The following is a 14,931-nucleotide window of genomic DNA, read 5'->3' as shown; positions in this document are numbered from 1 at the left end:
CATTCTCGTTTATCTTCATAAATTTGAACATAAATCGCAACAAGCGAATTAAAGAAAGGGGATTAATATCACAGTTATAAAAAAAATGAAAATTTAAAAAATGATAAAGTCTAATATTATCAAGATATTGAAGATATATTTTTATTTTGCATTGAAGATATAAAAATCAACACGATGGGAGAATATAGGGAAGTATTATCTCTGTCTGCTCACGGTATTTTCCTGTCTGGATGGTGATTTTTGCTACACTATTTATCACGCGACAGAATAATTAGGTTATATTCTGCATGTTATTCTTATATGAATCAATAAAATATCCTGTTAAGCGTATTTTATTTAACAGCACCAAAACCGGGTTTTTTCTGTTGCTATATTCAATAATAAATCTGGTTTATTTCAGGGTCATATCTTAATTTTATACTTTCAACCTGCTCAAAAGATGAAATAGATCAATCAAAAGGTTGCCACTGATGAAAATAACGACCAATCATATCCCTATTGAAGTGGAAGATAGCGGCGGGGAAACACGTCCGGTCGTTTTGCTTATCATGGGTCTGGGGATGCAGCTTATTGACTGGCCTGATGAAATAGTCAACCTATTGGTCAGCGCTGGGTTTCGCGTGATCCGTTATGACAACCGTGATGCCGGGTTAAGCCAGCGATTTGATCACCTCCGGCAGCGCGCTTTTTTCTGGCAAAAGCTCCGCTTTCGTTTGGGATTGCCGGTGCGTACTCTTTACAGTATGCAAGATATGGCCGATGATGCCTTGGGGATACTTGATGGGTTAAATATTCCACATGCCCATATTATGGGTGCCTCAATGGGAGGTATGATAGCCCAAAGGCTGGCGGCAACTTATCCTGAACGCACCACAAGTTTGGTGAGTATCATGAGTTCAAGTGGTGCCCGCACCCTGACCCGGCCCCGGCCGGACGTTATGGCGGCATTGTCGGCCAAGCCGGTTAGCACCCGTGAAGATGATCTGATTGCTCATCAACTTAAAATGATACAGGTTGTTGCCTCTCCTTGTGAGTCATTAGATAAAGAGGCGTTAACCCGACATTTGCGGATGGCTCTGCGTCGTAGTGGATATCATCCCAACAGTTCAATTCGGCAGACACTGGCGATAATGGCAGACTCCCACCGGACCGAGCTTTTGGCACAAATCCGTTGTCCAACACTGGTGGTGCATGGTGAAGATGACCCTTTGATTCCTATGAGTGGTGGAGAGGATACGGCTAACCGGATTACGGGTGCTGAATTTTTATCAATCCCAAAAATGGGGCATAGTTTCCCGCCTCAATTCATGCAAGCGATGACTGATAAGATTATTCCGTTTTTGCATGACGCACAATGAAACATAGAATATTCGGAATGAAAATTTAATAGTTCAATAAATTTATATTTTTAACCTGATGGAGGTTCTGTTTTTCTAACTTACTGACTGTTAAAATAATGCCATTGGGGTGCACAATATGAAAAAGAATGTTTTGTTTATTTATGGTGAAAATGTTGCCAGAATGAATTATATTAAACTTATTGCAAAAAGAAGAGATAGAGAACATTTTTACATGACAATAGATGACTTAAATTTTACAACAGATAAGGTTCAAGACCTTGAAAGTGGAAATGAAACTTCATCTTTTAGGATAATGAGAAATTTTTCTTCTTTTATTGACAGGGGATTGGATGTTGGGCCTATATCTTTTGCTATCAACCACTTATGTGGAAGGCTGAATAACTATGTATTAGGACAAGGTGATAGATTAATAAGGGATTCCTTGCAATATATCTATATGAGTTGGGTTTCTTTTCTAAATAAAAATAAAGACAAGCTGTCCTTTCATGAAAGCATAAAGAGGAAATTATCAAAGTACGATATTAAAAGAGAAGATCTTAACATTAGATTTATAAATAAGAATACAACATTGGATGACATAAGTGAAAAATTTGAAATTGGCAATGTTGAGAAGAGTATTATTGATCATGTTTTTAGTGAATTTAATGAAAGTGATCAAAAAGGGATTAATGATTTAGTAAAAATAGAAGAAGGTTTTGAGAATAAAAACTCCACTTTAAATTGTGCTAATTATATTGTTTTATCTGCATTTTGTTTCGCTATTTCAAGAAAATTATGTAAATTAGGATTGGAATGGGTTGCTGAGGAATCTCGGAACCCCAACTCACCGATTAAGGGATTTTACTTTATTGAAGATTACTTTATAGATGAATTAGATTCTAATAATCAAGTCAAAAAATGTCATCATAAGTTAACTGATGAAAATACGTCTCATCGTCCTTGGAACACGGAAAGTTCGTTTGCAAAGGGGAGATGTGTGGGGCCAATTACAGCCTCAGAATTCAGATATTTAAAAAAGGTCATTGAACCTCAGCATAAAATACACACCCACCTTACGAAAAAAGATGCATGTTTAGATATTGGCGATGAGGTATTTAGTTATTTGTGTAATGTAAATCATAATATTACAAGGTAATATTATATTTTATTAAGGATTAAATTTTGTTGATTATTTTCATTCATCCCAGTCACATTGTTTAGTTTGTGACTGGGCGTCTTATCTCTTACTGCCGTGCCAGCCAGTTTAATTTATGGGTGACTAAAGCGACTGGGATATGTTCTTCACCATGATATGTACGGTACTTCGCTGTTTTGGGCTGGAAAAAATAATATCTTTCTGCCATTTCATCCCTTTCCTGACATAAAATTTGATGGCAGAGGTGTTCTGTTCCAAGACTTCCAGCCAAAGCCATTTTTGCCCCCGCTCTCGACCCAGTTTCACCAGATGATCAAATAATAGGTTACCCTGCTTTTGCCCGGTCAGATGTGGCATCAGATAGAGTTTATGGAGATAGACGCCAGTGAAATCGTGATCAGGAACCGGTTGATTAAAGACGATTTTGCCAAAGCCGACGATATTGGGGCAATGGGTGTTGGAATATTCAGTGCCTGAACGAGACTCAGCAATTAACCACTTATGATTGGCCGTTGTTAGCGAGGTTAATATTGGCTCTATTGAGCACTCTTGCGCAAGATATTCTTCCAGCTCATCTTTGTCCTGCCATAAATGAGAAAGGTGAAAACGGTAGCTTGTCTCAAAGAGTTGGGATAATAACATGGCATCTTCTATGGTTGCTTCCCGGATGGATAACATAAATATCTCCAAGTTTATTGACTGGGGATCAGGTTATTAAATGAAAAATAGCACCATTTCAATGAAAAATAGGGATGGTTGATTTCGAAAGTTTATTGTTTTTGGAAGGTGATTGATGAGCGGGAAGAAACTTATATGAGGGACAATGATATGAGCGGAAAAAGACGCCATTATTGGGATGAATGGAAAGTAAAAATGGCGATAAAAACGATCATCATTTTTACCACCATTTTTTTATTCGTGTTAAATCAGCCTTGTCATTAAGCGGCTTTGACGTTGTGTGCCAGCCAGTTTGCTACACGCTGTTTTTGCTCATCGGTGAGCCACATCCCCAGTTTAGTTCGGCGCCAAATGGCATCATCCAATTGGGTTACCCACTCGTGATTGACCAAATAACGCAGTTCAGCTTCATACAGGCCATGACCGAAGAATTCGCCGAGATCGCTCAGTGCTTCGGCACCTTGCAGAATGATTTGACTGTTACTGCCGTAAGTACGGGTATAACGTCGCGCCACACCTTCTGGCAACCAGTTGTGACGCTGGCGCAGCAGACGGGTGTAACCATCACGGTCATAGCCTTCCAGCTCACCGCCCGGTAACTGCCCATTCTTGGTCCATGCTTTGCCTGCATCCGGGTAATACGGTACCAGCTTCTCCATCGCGTGTTCAGCCAGTTTACGATAAGTCGTCAGTTTACCGCCGAATATGGACAGCAATGGCGTCTGGCCTTGCTCATCCTGCACGTCGAGCGTGTAATCACGGGTGATCGCTTGGGGTGAATCGGACTCATCGTCACAGAGTGGGCGCACGCCAGAGTAAGTCCAGACAACATCCTCGCGGCCGAGCTGCTTTTTGAAGTGGTCGTTATAGACTTTCAACAAGTAGTTGATTTCTTGTTCGTCAATTTTGACCTCTTTCGGGTCGCCTTTATATTCAACATCGGTGGTGCCGATGATAGAAAATTCGTCATTCCACGGGATCACAAACACGATGCGGTTATCTTCGTTTTGCAGAATATAAGCCTGCGGTTCATCGTGAACGCGGGGAACCACGATATGGCTACCCTTGATCAGGCGGATGCCATAAGGCGATTTCAGTTGCAGGCCATGATCGAAGAAGTTTTTCACCCACGGACCCGTTGCGTTGACCAGACCTTTCGCACGCCATGTATGGGTTTCGCCGGTGGTAAGATCGTTGGCTTCCACCATCCAGTAACCCTTTTCACGCCATGCGCGGGTCACTTGAGTGCGGGTACGCACTTCGCCACCGTGTTTTTGCACTTCTTGTGCGTTCAGAACAACCAGACGTGCATCATCAACCCAACAGTCGGAATATTCAAAACCACGGGTGATCGACGGTTTCAATACCGAGTTTGCACCAAATTTCAGCCCCTTGCTGCTGGGTAAGCTAACACGCTTGCCTAAGTTATCGTATAGGAACAGACCAATACGGATCATCCAGGCCGGACGCAGGTGGGGTTGATGCGGCAGGCGAAAACGCATTGGGAATGCAATATGTGGAGCCAGCTTCAAGAGGACTTCACGTTCAGCCAGCGCTTCACTGACCAGACGGAACTCATAATGCTCCAGATAGCGCAAGCCACCGTGGATCAGCTTGGAGCTGGCAGACGAAGTCGCACTGGCCAAGTCTTGACCTTCCAACAGCAGGACAGAGAGTCCCCGTCCAGCAGCATCTGCCGCAATACCCGCGCCGTTAATTCCGCCGCCGATTACAATCAAGTCTTTGGTTTCCATTGCATACCCTCTGAAATGTTCGAAACAGTTCTTTAATGTTCGTTTTCGCTCAAAGATTGTAATCAAAAATTCATCAAGCGCCAACCATTAACTCAGAAAAAACATATTCACGTGATATAGCTAACAAATTTCTATCATATACATAAGATTAATAAGGATTTTGCGGGATACAAATCTGAGGGGGATTTTTACCGGGGAAGCCCCCACCAGAATTTCAGGTGGGGAAGCGTCGCGAGAGACAGAGGTGATTAGCGATTAGCACAGTTCCAGTTAGCACAATTCCAGTTTGACGCTGTGTTGCTCAATGACTTTCTGGATGCTGGGAGGGGGAGTTTTGTCCGTGAATAGGAAATCAATGAGATTCATGTTGCCGAGGTTGACCATAGCACTGCGGCCAAATTTAGAATGGTCGGCAACCAGCATGACACAACGGGAATTTTCAATAATGGCGCGTTTGGTACGGACTTCGTGGTAATCAAATTCCAGCAGGGAGCCATCACTGTCAATGCCGCTGATCCCAAGAATGCCGAAATCAAGGCGGAATTGGGAGATGAAATCCAGCGTTGCTTCACCAATAATGCCGCCATCGCGGGAGCGCACTTCACCCCCCGCCAGAATCAGCCGGAAATCTTCTTTGCCCATAAACAGGGTGGCAACATTGAGGTTGTTGGTGACAATCCGTAAATCGCGGTGGTTGAGCAGGGCATGTGCCACGGCTTCGGGGGTTGTTCCGATATCAATGAACAGGGTCGCGCCGTTCGGGATTTGGGTGGCAACTTGCTGCGCAATACGGGCTTTTTCATCTGACCACATGATCTTACGGTCATGGTAGGCGGTATTGACGGAGCTTGAGGGTAACGCGGCACCACCGTGATGACGCTGGATTTTATTTTTATCTGCCAGATCATTTAAATCACGCCGGATGGTTTGCGGGCTGACATCAAAATGTTCAACCAGCTCTTCAGTGCTGACATAACCTTGAAGGCGCACCAGCTCGATTATTGCGTCATGTCGCTGAGTTTGCTTCACGAAGTTCCCCTAATGTGTGCATGGATGGATTGTATACCCGTCATACTTCAAGCTGCCTCTTTGTTGGCTACGCTCACTCACCCCAGTTACATAGTTATCTATGCTCCCGGGGATGACTGAGAGGCTCCTGCCTCTCACCGGAGGCCAGCCTTTGGCTGGGCAAATTCGTTCCTGACGAATTTGTCGCTCCCTTGCCGCCGCGATGCAACTCGAATTATTTTGGGTATAGTTGGTTCAAATTATTTGGAATATTATTGATTTTTTTGTTTGCGCAAATTATCCCATAGTCCCATCAATAACCCGATGATTAGCCCGGCGATATGGGCGGCATTGGCGATATTTAATGAAAACAGCTTGAAATAGCCAGCCAATAGCCAGATAACAGAGAAAGCGATTAACCCTCTGGGCGCACTGATCCCACGCTTGGGCGACATTTCTCCCGTCAGCCAAACATATCCGATCAATGCGTAAACCACGCCGGACAACCCGCCGAAATGAGAACCGCTGAATAATGATTGTGCCCAATCACTGAATACTGCGGAAACTAGGGTGATTTCAAACAGTTTTCCGGTACTTATTTTTCGCTCTACCTGACTGCCAAAATACCACCACAACGCGAGATTAAAGAGGATATGGGGCAGCGAGAAATGCAGTAGGGCAGGGCTGACCCAACGCCATAACTCCAGATATTGATCACTGCCAGGCCATGCCAGCCAGTTCATGACCTCGGGCATCCCCGCGATGTCCATCCAGACATAAACGAGGATACAGAGTGCTGTTATGGTAATTGTCAGCGGACCGGACTGGTTTTTGATGTCACTCCAGTTCAGGTTATTGCGATAATTCAACGAGCCGCTGGATTTGCCGGCCTGCCAACTGGCCGCTTGATAGCGTTCATTGAGGGGATCGCGGGCAAACTGGCGCAGTTCCTGTTCAACTAAATTTAACTGGCTGTCATCCTCCAGCCACAGTTCCACCAGCAATGGCTCATTGGTCGGCTGCATGGTCAAATGAATGCCCTGCACCGCCATATAATCAATAAAGGCCTGAGCCAGTCGAGGATTGGATATTGAGGTTACATGGATCATTGCTCGTCTTATCTCTGCTTTAAATTGAAATTAATTGCACAGGAGTCCATCGCCTTGAAATTAGCGCGCTAAAGATTTACAGGGTGTGGACGGCTTGAGGATAGTCTCTTTTCCAGACCTCAAAGCCCCCATTGACGCTGTAAACGGTCTCAAAACCCATGTTGATCAGATATTGGGCGGCGCCCTGACTGCTATGGCCGTGATAGCACATCACCATGACAGGTTGGTCAAAATCCGCTTCTTGCAAGAAGTGATTGAGCGTTTCATTGGTTAAGTGGAACGCGCCTGTTACGTGGCCGGTACTGAAACTCTGTGGGTCACGGATATCAACCATCATTGCGGTTTTATTAAGCCAATGCTGGTAAGCCTGCTCAGGGTCTATCGTTTGAAAATGGTCCATAAATACTCAATGTTGTTTCTCAAATTTTCATTTCCAATATATTCATTTCTTAATGTCTGGCTGGTATGACCTGATCGCCTTTCCAATTTTTACATTGAAAAGGCGTGGAAATGTAGGCAAAAAATATCAGAAAAAGAAAAAATCAATAATAAGAGTGTTCACCGCGCTGGTGTTCAGTCAGATCTCTCACCCCTTTCAACTCAGGGAACATCTGCAACAACTGCTTCTCAATCCCTTCTTTCAGGGTGACATCGACCATGGAACAGCCGTTGCATCCACCGCCGAATTGCAGAATGGCATAACCTTCATCGGTGATCTCCATCAGACTGACACGGCCACCATGCCCGGCCAGTTGAGGGTTTATCTGCGATTGCAGGACATATTCAACCCGATCGATCAACGGGGCATCGTCATCCACTTTGCGCATTTTGGCATTCGGTGCTTTCAGTGTCAGTTGGGAACCCAGTTGGTCGGTGACAAAATCAATGACCGCTTCTTCCAGAAAAGGGGCACTGATTTCATCAATATAGGCAGAAAGTTGGGAGAATTTTAGTTCGACATCAGTGGCTTCAACAGCATCCGGTGGGCAATAGGAAACACCGCATTCAGCCGTCGGGGTTCCTGGATTAATGACAAAAACACGGATCTGCGTGCCCGGTTCTTGATTTGCCAGTAGTTTGGCAAAATGCGCTTGCGCTGCTTCAGTAATATTAATCATGTCATTTGCTCAATAGTTGACTGTTCTAGTTGGTTATAATACGCCCATTTATAAAGGAACTACAAGGTTCGGCATATTGCCCAGGCCTGTACGGAGCGGGCGCCCGCACGAATCAACAACTGTGAAGCCTCATGTAGCGTTGTGCCCGTCGTGATCACATCATCAAAAATCGCGACATGTCGATCAGTAAAATTTCCCCGCAATTGAAAGGCATGCTTAAGGTTGGTTTTCCTCTGGGCGGCAGATAAGCCCCGCTGCGAGAGTGTAGCACGTGAGCGTTGCAAAAGATCGGGCTGATGCGGGCATTGCAGCCAGCGCGACAGGGAGTGAGTCATTAATTCTATGTGATCGAAACCGCGTTGCCAGCGTTTTGTGCGGTGCAGAGGAATGCCCAGAATATGATCGGGTTTGTGCCAGCGGCCTTCACGATAGCCCTGCAACCAGTGCAGCAGGAACAAACGGGCCAGCACGGTCGCGAGTTGCGGTGTCGCATGATACTTGTATCGTCGGATAAGTTGGTTTAACGGTGGGGCGTAATCCGTAATCGCGATCAAATGTTGCCACGGAGGAGGCGATTTCAGGCAGCGGCCACAGGGAACCCCCCGCGATCCGGCAGGCAACGCGCAGCGTGGGCAAACCTGTTGCAGCCGTTTTAATTGTTGATGGCAAACATGGCAGATTCCATGATGGGCAAAGTACAAATTTTGATGGCATAGCCAACAGTATCCAACCATTGTTAGCATAGTGATCTTCCTTGGTGATAAATAAGATGAGAATAACAATGGAGAAGCTGTTTTGGCAGACCATCGGTGATGCACCTCGCGATATTGTGATGCTGCATGGATGGGGGTTGAATGCGGAAGTCTGGCGTTCAGTGGAAATGCGCTTGGCTTCGCATTTTCGCGTGCATCTGGTGGACTTGCCGGGATATGGCCGCAGTCAGCCGTATCCTGCTATGTCTCTGGCGGACATGGCGGAGGCGGTATGGCAGCAGGCACCAGAAAATGCCCTGTGGTTGGGGTGGTCTCTGGGGGGATTGGTTGCCAGTCGGATTGCACTGGATCATCCGGGACAAGTTGCGGGTTTGGTGACCGTCGCTTCCTCCCCGAAATTCAGTACCGATGGCGATTGGCCGGGGATTAAGCCGGAGGTTTTGCGTGCATTTGAACATCAATTAAGTGCAGATTTTCAGAAAACCGTCGAACGTTTTCTGGCCTTACAGACATTGGGAACCGAAAGCGCCCGTCAGGACGCCCGTGTCCTGAAATCGGTGATTTTGAACCAGCCGATGCCAACGGTGGAGGTACTCAATGCGGGTTTGGAAATCCTACGCACCGATGATTTAAGGGCAGAACTGTCACAACTCCCATTACCGTTCCTGCGTCTTTATGGTTACCTTGATGGTTTAGTGCCCCGTAAAATTGCTGCGCAGCTTGACAGTGATTGGCCGAATACCCGTTCCATTATTATGCGACATGCGGCCCATGCCCCCTTTATTTCCCATCCTGATGAATTTGTGGAAGTATTAACGGACTTTGCTTGCGGTATGGAATGGTAATTAGTGCTAAAAGTTACCCATAACATAAAAAATTATGGGTAATAAAAAATATTATTTGACGGGATAAACTTCGGTCACAATTTCAGGTGTATAAACAATAGTATCGAGAACCGGGCAATGATTTTCGACAAACGTAATAAAATCCCGGATCTCTTGTTCAGTATTATCAGCTTTAACATAAAATTTGGAGGTAATTTTGGAAAATCCCAGCTTGGCGTTTTTATTTTTGCCAGTGAAGCCATCGGTATCCAATTCTCCTTCCACGTTAACCTGAATATCGATCAAATTGATTTTATGCTTGCGGGCAAAACTTTTTGCGACAATACACTGACATGCACCCAACGTGGACAGTAATGCTTCCACTGGATTCATCGCTTCATCCGTTCCACCCAGATTTTTCGGCTCGTCTACGTGAAAAGTAAAACCCCGTGATGAACATTTCATTTTTAGATTGCCAGCCGATTCAACGGTTGCCGTAAATAACGCTTTAGGCATATTAGTATCCTTAGGTTATTAATAATGAAAGAAATGCAAATGAGATAATAAGGAACTGTTTTTTATTTTTCAATATTCATGAAACTAATAAAACTATGTCTTGTTACTGGGTTGGTTGACTATATCAGCTAAAAGATTAAGGTATTCATCCAGCGAGAGCATTGCAAGTTAAGATAGGCAACATTCACTCACTGCTTTGTTGATAAGGATTGAGGTTATGCTATCAAATATTCCGTCTGCCCCGACGAGGTTTATCCAGCAATATAAACATGCTACCAGTGAATTAAACTTTCTTTACAATGTATCAACGGAGTGGCACCAGCATCCCTGTATTCAACTCAGCCTCTCTCTACATGCCCATGAGTTGTTGGCCCTGTCCATACAGGATGAGACTCACTCTACACAGGGTTTTCTGATCCGTTCCAACGTCATGCACAAGATGGATTCCGCCAATACCTGTAGCATGACATTGCTTATTGAACCGATTGATCAACACTACCATTTATTCAGCCATCTCACAGAGAATCTGTCCGTCATTTTGCTGGCGCATGATGAGATTGCGGCAGTCACAGATTATCTGGTTAAGTCGTTTCTTGGTGGTGAAGAACCCGACATGTTCACGGTTTATTTGCTACTTAGCCCACACCTGCCATGCCACTGTCAATTTGATCAACGTATTTTGAAAGCGGTTTCGTTTATCGAATCGCTATCAGTAAAGCGGATTTCATCCCGTCAAGTGGCGGATAAAATTTACCTTTCTGAAAGTCGTTTTTTACATCTTTTCCGCGAACAACTGGGAATCAACTTTCGGGCTTATTTGCTATGGTTACGCTTAAGTGATGCGATTGAAGAAATTCATATGACCGATTCCTTAACTTTGATCGCAAATAACTGTGGTTTTTCTGACACCGCTCATTTTAGCCGGACCTGCAAAATGGCTTATGGAATACGTCCCTCCGATCTTAAGCATATTATTCAACAAAATTTACCGTTCAGATGTAATACGCCCCTGTGCTGCCATAACATCAATCAACAGACAATACATGGTCTGGTCGAGAGGGAAAATAATCATGAAAAAGAGGTCAATCCCCAGATTATGCAGGCGATAAATTTGACCTAGACAACCACAGGATCAAAATCAGTGTCAGGAAAATAAAACCAAACAGCCAGAAAATTTCGTTAGCGGCCAAAATTAAACTTTGGTGAGTGATCTTCTTTGCCAGAAAAATAGTGGCCTGTAAGTCAGATAACCCTAATAGCTTGATATCCTGATAAGCCAAATCGACAAGAACGTTATTTTGTGTGATGTTCTCAGTGAGCTGAGAATGATGAACTGCTTCGCGTCGAACCCATAACGTATTGGTTAACGATGCTCCTATCGATATCGCCAGTGTTCTAAAAAAGTTAAACAGACTTCCGGCTGAGGCCACTTTCTCTTGGGGAATATCAGATAAAATAATCACATTGAGTGGCATAATAAAACAGGCAATCGCTATCCCTTGTACAAACTGTGGCCATGCTGCACTGGAAAAATCCATGCCAGGTTCAAAAGTATACGCTCGCCAAAAAAAGCAGAAAGCAAAGACCAAAAAACTCAGGGTCACTATATAACGCATATCAATTTTAGCCCCAAACCGGCCAATGACCGGGGCTAGAAAAATAGGGAGAATGCCGAGAGGTGCCAATGCTAGCCCAGCCCATGTCGCGGTATAGCCAAAAACCATCTGTAACAACTGAGGCTGTAAGACCAGAGTACCAATATGCAGCAAAAACGCCAAACTAATACAAAGGGTACCCACCGTAAAATTCCGGGATTTAAACAGCGATAAATCTACAATCGGGTTATCATCAGTCAGCTCCCAAATAATAAACAGGGTAATCCCCACCATTGCAACAATAGCCAGCGTGATGATCTCATTGGAATTAAACCAATCAAGTTCCTTTCCTCTGTCTAACATGAGTTGCAGGCAACCAATACCGACAATGAGAAGCACTAAGCCCACTTTATCAACCGGAATAACCTCAGTTTTTGTTTCCCGTTTATTTAATAGCAAGTAAGTAATAAAAATAGCCGCCAGACCGATGGGAACATTGATCAAGAAAATCCATCCCCAGTGATAGTTATCACTAATCCATCCACCGAGGATCGGGCCACAAACCGGTGCAATAATGACGGTCATAGACCAGATGGCCAAAGCCATACTGTGTTGGTTCTTGGGAAAGTTTGCTAACAGTAAACTTTGCGATAAAGGTATGATTGGGCCTGCAACCGCACCTTGCATAATCCGGGTAATAATCAGCATTTCAAGGCTGTTGGATATGCCACATAGCCAGGAAGCAACGATAAAAAGCAGGGTCGAAATGATAAACAGCCGGACTTCACCCACCCGTTTTGCCAACCAGCCCGTCAACGGGATAGAGATTGCATTAGCAACCCCAAATGACGTGATCACCCAAGTGCCTTGTGACACGGATGAACCAAGATCACCGGCAATGGTTGACAAGGCGACGTTAGCAATCGTCAAATCCAATATTTGCAGAAAAGCGATAATCGCCAGAGACAGAATGAGCCACCCGCGTTGACTGGCTGATAAAGATTCCATAGCGGTGTGCCCCTCAATTTTCATGACTTGCGTTGCTTTTTATGATTTGTGCAATGATTTCATCTATCTCATGATGATCGAATGAAAGAACATCAGTCTGATAAATAATCCGTTGTGGATTTTTGTTAGCGAGAGTTGACCCTGTTGTTTCTCTGGTATCCACCGTTGCGTGCATAGATAAACCGATGCGCAATGGATTGAGGGCAATTTGTTTTGGATCCAGTTCAATACGTACCGGGAGACGCTGCACCACTTTAATCCAATTACCTGTCGCATTCTGCGCGGGGAGGATAGAGAAAGCGCTGCCGGTTCCCATATCCATCCCGGTAATACGCCCCTGATAAGTCACACTATCGCCATAAAAATCGCTGATTAACTTGACGGACTGCCCCAGACGCATATCCGTGAACTGGACTTCTTTAAAATTCGCTTCAACCCATATTTGGTCAGCGGGGACGATAATCATCAATGGCGTAGATTGATTGATTTGAGCGCCAACTTGGACACTACGGCGTGATACATACCCACTTACCGGCGCGTAAATTTTGGTACGTTGTAAAGACAACCAAGCCTCACGTAAATGGGATGCCTCCTTTTCTATCTTCGGCAGCTTGTTGAGTGGTGTGCCCATCACCAAAGCCTGATTGATTTTATACTGCTGCATGGCGACTTTTAAATCTGCCTTGGCAATCTCAACGGCTTTACGGGAATGATCCAGCTCTTCAGCCGTAATGACATTGGCCTTACCTAGTTTTTCCCGTCGCGCCAGATTACTTTTTAACTTGTCTAAGGTAAGTTGTTTTAATTCCACATTGGCGAGTAGTTTGGGGTTACTGAGGATAATTTCTTGTGTTTCACGCACTGCCTGAGCCAATGCGTGCTGACTTTTTTCGAAGGCATTCTCAGCATCAGCACTATCCAAGGTTAACAGGAGATCTCCTTGTTGAACAAAATCGGTATTATCAACATAAATATTTTGCACACTGCCGTGGGTTTGTGACATGACTTGAATCTGATTACCGACAACATAAGCATTATCTGTTGCTTGATAGAAGCGTAATACGGTGTACCAGTAAAATAGATAAGCGAAACCAACGAACAAAAAAAGTAATACAACAACAGAAAGTATTATCTTACGTTTTTTCTTATTATTTTTTCCGTGTGGTTTTTCAGGCATTTTTTCAGTTTGACTGTTTTCCATGTTCCACTCCGAGTAATTGAATTAATAAGTACATCCAAAAAATTATTCTGATCTGCCATTGTCAGATAGCCGTATTTACCCTATTACAGGCTTACCACTCTTCTCTGGTGTTAAAGGTGTTCGATATATTGACTTTATAACTTAATGATGTGATTGGATTGAATAATCTGGCTGAATTGGATGGCGGAGAATGTTGTGATGGTTTGTTGTTGTAGGAAAGGATGTGACTAAAAACAAGCAGAAAGCGTGCAGAAAAAGCATCTGAAGATAGTTGAGTTGGAAAGTTTTTTGGCAATCCTTGCAATAATAACGAGGAAATCCGGCTTTACTTGTTCCGTGTTTGCGTACTGGTTCGGTTTGGTGACAATACCGACAAGCCACTTCTATCGTCACCGTCATTTTGAGACTCCTTTAAAAAAGAATAAGAACACCATAAGCATCTGGGAAGATAGAACATTATAAAAATAAAACTAAGCATATGATGTATATGCTTAGTCACATAATTTTTCATTTTTTACATACTTTTGGGGGGCACTTATCGATTTTTTATAACAAGTAATATATCCATTTTCTTTTAATTTTAAATCACCGTACCAATATAAAGGGAAACTAATTACAAAACCTAAAATACCCAAAAATGTAAAAAATTTAAAAATTGAATTATTGTTCTTTGGTAGCTTTAAAAAAAACAAATAATAAAACATAGAAGTGCAAAAATAAAATATTAAAGGATAAAAAACCAATACTGCAAACATCCTCCACGAAAAAACAATAACATCCGAAACATTATAAATCAATAAAAATTCATCAACAGCAAAAAAGAGCGCCGCATTTATTATTAAAAATAAAAAAAACATACTAATTGCTAAAATTAATTTATTTTTACTATCCATTCCGGCCTCTTTATTATT

Annotated in this window: 15 protein-coding genes and 1 pseudogene; 4 read left to right on the top strand and 12 right to left on the bottom strand. The window is 43.6% G+C overall.

The genetic code is table 11. The annotated features are described in order from the left end of the window. The first annotated feature begins 470 nt into the window (after positions 1-470). Together Xbed_RS06650 and Xbed_RS06645 are read left to right on the top strand one after the other, a co-directional pair. A complete protein-coding gene (locus tag Xbed_RS06650) occupies positions 471-1,358 on the top strand; it encodes an alpha/beta fold hydrolase (RefSeq protein ID WP_086112131.1) in 888 nt (295 codons plus the stop codon). A 118-nt stretch (positions 1,359-1,476) separates the two neighbouring features. Next, positions 1,477-2,496, top strand: a complete 1,020-nt coding sequence (locus Xbed_RS06645; protein WP_086112130.1) for a hypothetical protein — start codon at positions 1,477-1,479, stop codon at positions 2,494-2,496. Positions 2,497-2,619: 123 nt separating this feature from the next. On the opposite strand, the gene Xbed_RS06640 is transcribed toward Xbed_RS06645, so the two are convergent. The 7 genes from Xbed_RS06640 to gntX all read right to left on the bottom strand — a co-directional run bounded on the left by Xbed_RS06640 (position 2,620) and on the right by gntX (position 8,906). Further along, a complete protein-coding gene (locus tag Xbed_RS06640) occupies positions 2,620-3,174 on the bottom strand; it encodes a GNAT family N-acetyltransferase (protein ID WP_086112129.1) in 555 nt (184 codons plus the stop codon). A gap of 260 nt (positions 3,175-3,434) precedes the next feature. After that, on the bottom strand, positions 3,435-4,928 hold the full coding sequence (glpD, locus tag Xbed_RS06635; protein ID WP_086112128.1) for a glycerol-3-phosphate dehydrogenase: 1,494 nt from the start codon (positions 4,926-4,928) through the stop codon (positions 3,435-3,437). A 270-nt stretch (positions 4,929-5,198) separates the two neighbouring features. After that, on the bottom strand, positions 5,199-5,957 hold the full coding sequence (locus tag Xbed_RS06630; RefSeq protein WP_086112127.1) for a DeoR/GlpR family transcriptional regulator: 759 nt from the start codon (positions 5,955-5,957) through the stop codon (positions 5,199-5,201). Positions 5,958-6,208: 251 nt separating this feature from the next. Further along, positions 6,209-7,045, bottom strand: a complete 837-nt coding sequence (glpG, locus tag Xbed_RS06625) for a rhomboid family intramembrane serine protease GlpG (protein ID WP_086112126.1) — start codon at positions 7,043-7,045, stop codon at positions 6,209-6,211. Between the two features lie 76 nt (positions 7,046-7,121). After that, positions 7,122-7,445 carry a thiosulfate sulfurtransferase GlpE gene (glpE, locus tag Xbed_RS06620; protein ID WP_086112125.1) on the bottom strand — a complete coding sequence of 108 codons (324 nt, stop codon included), beginning with the start codon at positions 7,443-7,445 and terminating at the stop codon, positions 7,122-7,124. A 142-nt stretch (positions 7,446-7,587) separates the two neighbouring features. Beyond that, positions 7,588-8,163: a Fe-S biogenesis protein NfuA gene (nfuA, locus tag Xbed_RS06615; RefSeq protein WP_086112124.1), complete on the bottom strand. Its 576-nt coding sequence runs from the start codon at positions 8,161-8,163 to the stop codon at positions 7,588-7,590. Positions 8,164-8,222: 59 nt separating this feature from the next. Beyond that, positions 8,223-8,906 (bottom strand): DNA utilization protein GntX, encoded by a 684-nt coding sequence (gntX, locus tag Xbed_RS06610; protein ID WP_086112123.1) that lies wholly within the window; start codon positions 8,904-8,906, stop codon positions 8,223-8,225. Positions 8,907-8,944: 38 nt separating this feature from the next. On the opposite strand from gntX, the gene bioH reads away from it, so the two are divergent. Next, entirely contained in the window at positions 8,945-9,721 is a 777-nt protein-coding gene (gene bioH / locus Xbed_RS06605) for a pimeloyl-ACP methyl ester esterase BioH (RefSeq protein WP_086112122.1), read from the top strand. 51 nt (positions 9,722-9,772) lie between these two features. Here bioH and Xbed_RS06600 read toward each other — a convergent pair whose 3' ends face one another. Then, a complete protein-coding gene (locus Xbed_RS06600; protein ID WP_086112121.1) occupies positions 9,773-10,216 on the bottom strand; it encodes an OsmC family protein in 444 nt (147 codons plus the stop codon). Positions 10,217-10,433: 217 nt separating this feature from the next. Between Xbed_RS06600 and Xbed_RS06595 the strand changes: the two genes are divergently transcribed. Beyond that, positions 10,434-11,336 (top strand): helix-turn-helix transcriptional regulator, encoded by a 903-nt coding sequence (locus Xbed_RS06595; RefSeq protein ID WP_086112120.1) that lies wholly within the window; start codon positions 10,434-10,436, stop codon positions 11,334-11,336. Here the strand turns inward: Xbed_RS06595 and Xbed_RS06590 are convergent. The 4 genes and pseudogenes from Xbed_RS06590 to Xbed_RS06580 all read right to left on the bottom strand — a co-directional run bounded on the left by Xbed_RS06590 (position 11,311) and on the right by Xbed_RS06580 (position 14,913). Continuing rightward, the gene (locus Xbed_RS06590; RefSeq protein ID WP_422641381.1) at positions 11,311-12,843 is read right to left on the bottom strand and encodes a DHA2 family efflux MFS transporter permease subunit; all 1,533 of its coding nucleotides are present in this window, start codon (positions 12,841-12,843) and stop codon (positions 11,311-11,313) included. The two genes, Xbed_RS06595 and Xbed_RS06590, sit on opposite strands and share 26 nt — an antisense overlap. Next, positions 12,833-14,020: a multidrug efflux MFS transporter periplasmic adaptor subunit EmrA gene (emrA, locus tag Xbed_RS06585; protein WP_086112119.1), complete on the bottom strand. Its 1,188-nt coding sequence runs from the start codon at positions 14,018-14,020 to the stop codon at positions 12,833-12,835. Before emrA ends, Xbed_RS06590 begins: the two co-directional genes overlap by 11 nt. A 267-nt stretch (positions 14,021-14,287) precedes the next feature. Beyond that, a pseudogene (locus Xbed_RS20665) lies at positions 14,288-14,419 on the bottom strand (IS1/IS1595 family N-terminal zinc-binding domain-containing protein); the annotation flags it as partial. 92 nt (positions 14,420-14,511) lie between these two features. Continuing rightward, positions 14,512-14,913: a DUF1240 domain-containing protein gene (locus tag Xbed_RS06580; RefSeq protein WP_086112118.1), complete on the bottom strand. Its 402-nt coding sequence runs from the start codon at positions 14,911-14,913 to the stop codon at positions 14,512-14,514. Positions 14,914-14,931 lie beyond the last annotated feature (18 nt).

The sequence above is a fragment of the Xenorhabdus beddingii genome, assembly GCF_002127545.1.
GTDB classification, from domain to species: Bacteria; Pseudomonadota; Gammaproteobacteria; order Enterobacterales; family Enterobacteriaceae; genus Xenorhabdus; species Xenorhabdus beddingii.
Note: the sequence above shows the minus strand (reverse complement) of the source record. Positions and strands in the feature narration are given on the sequence as shown.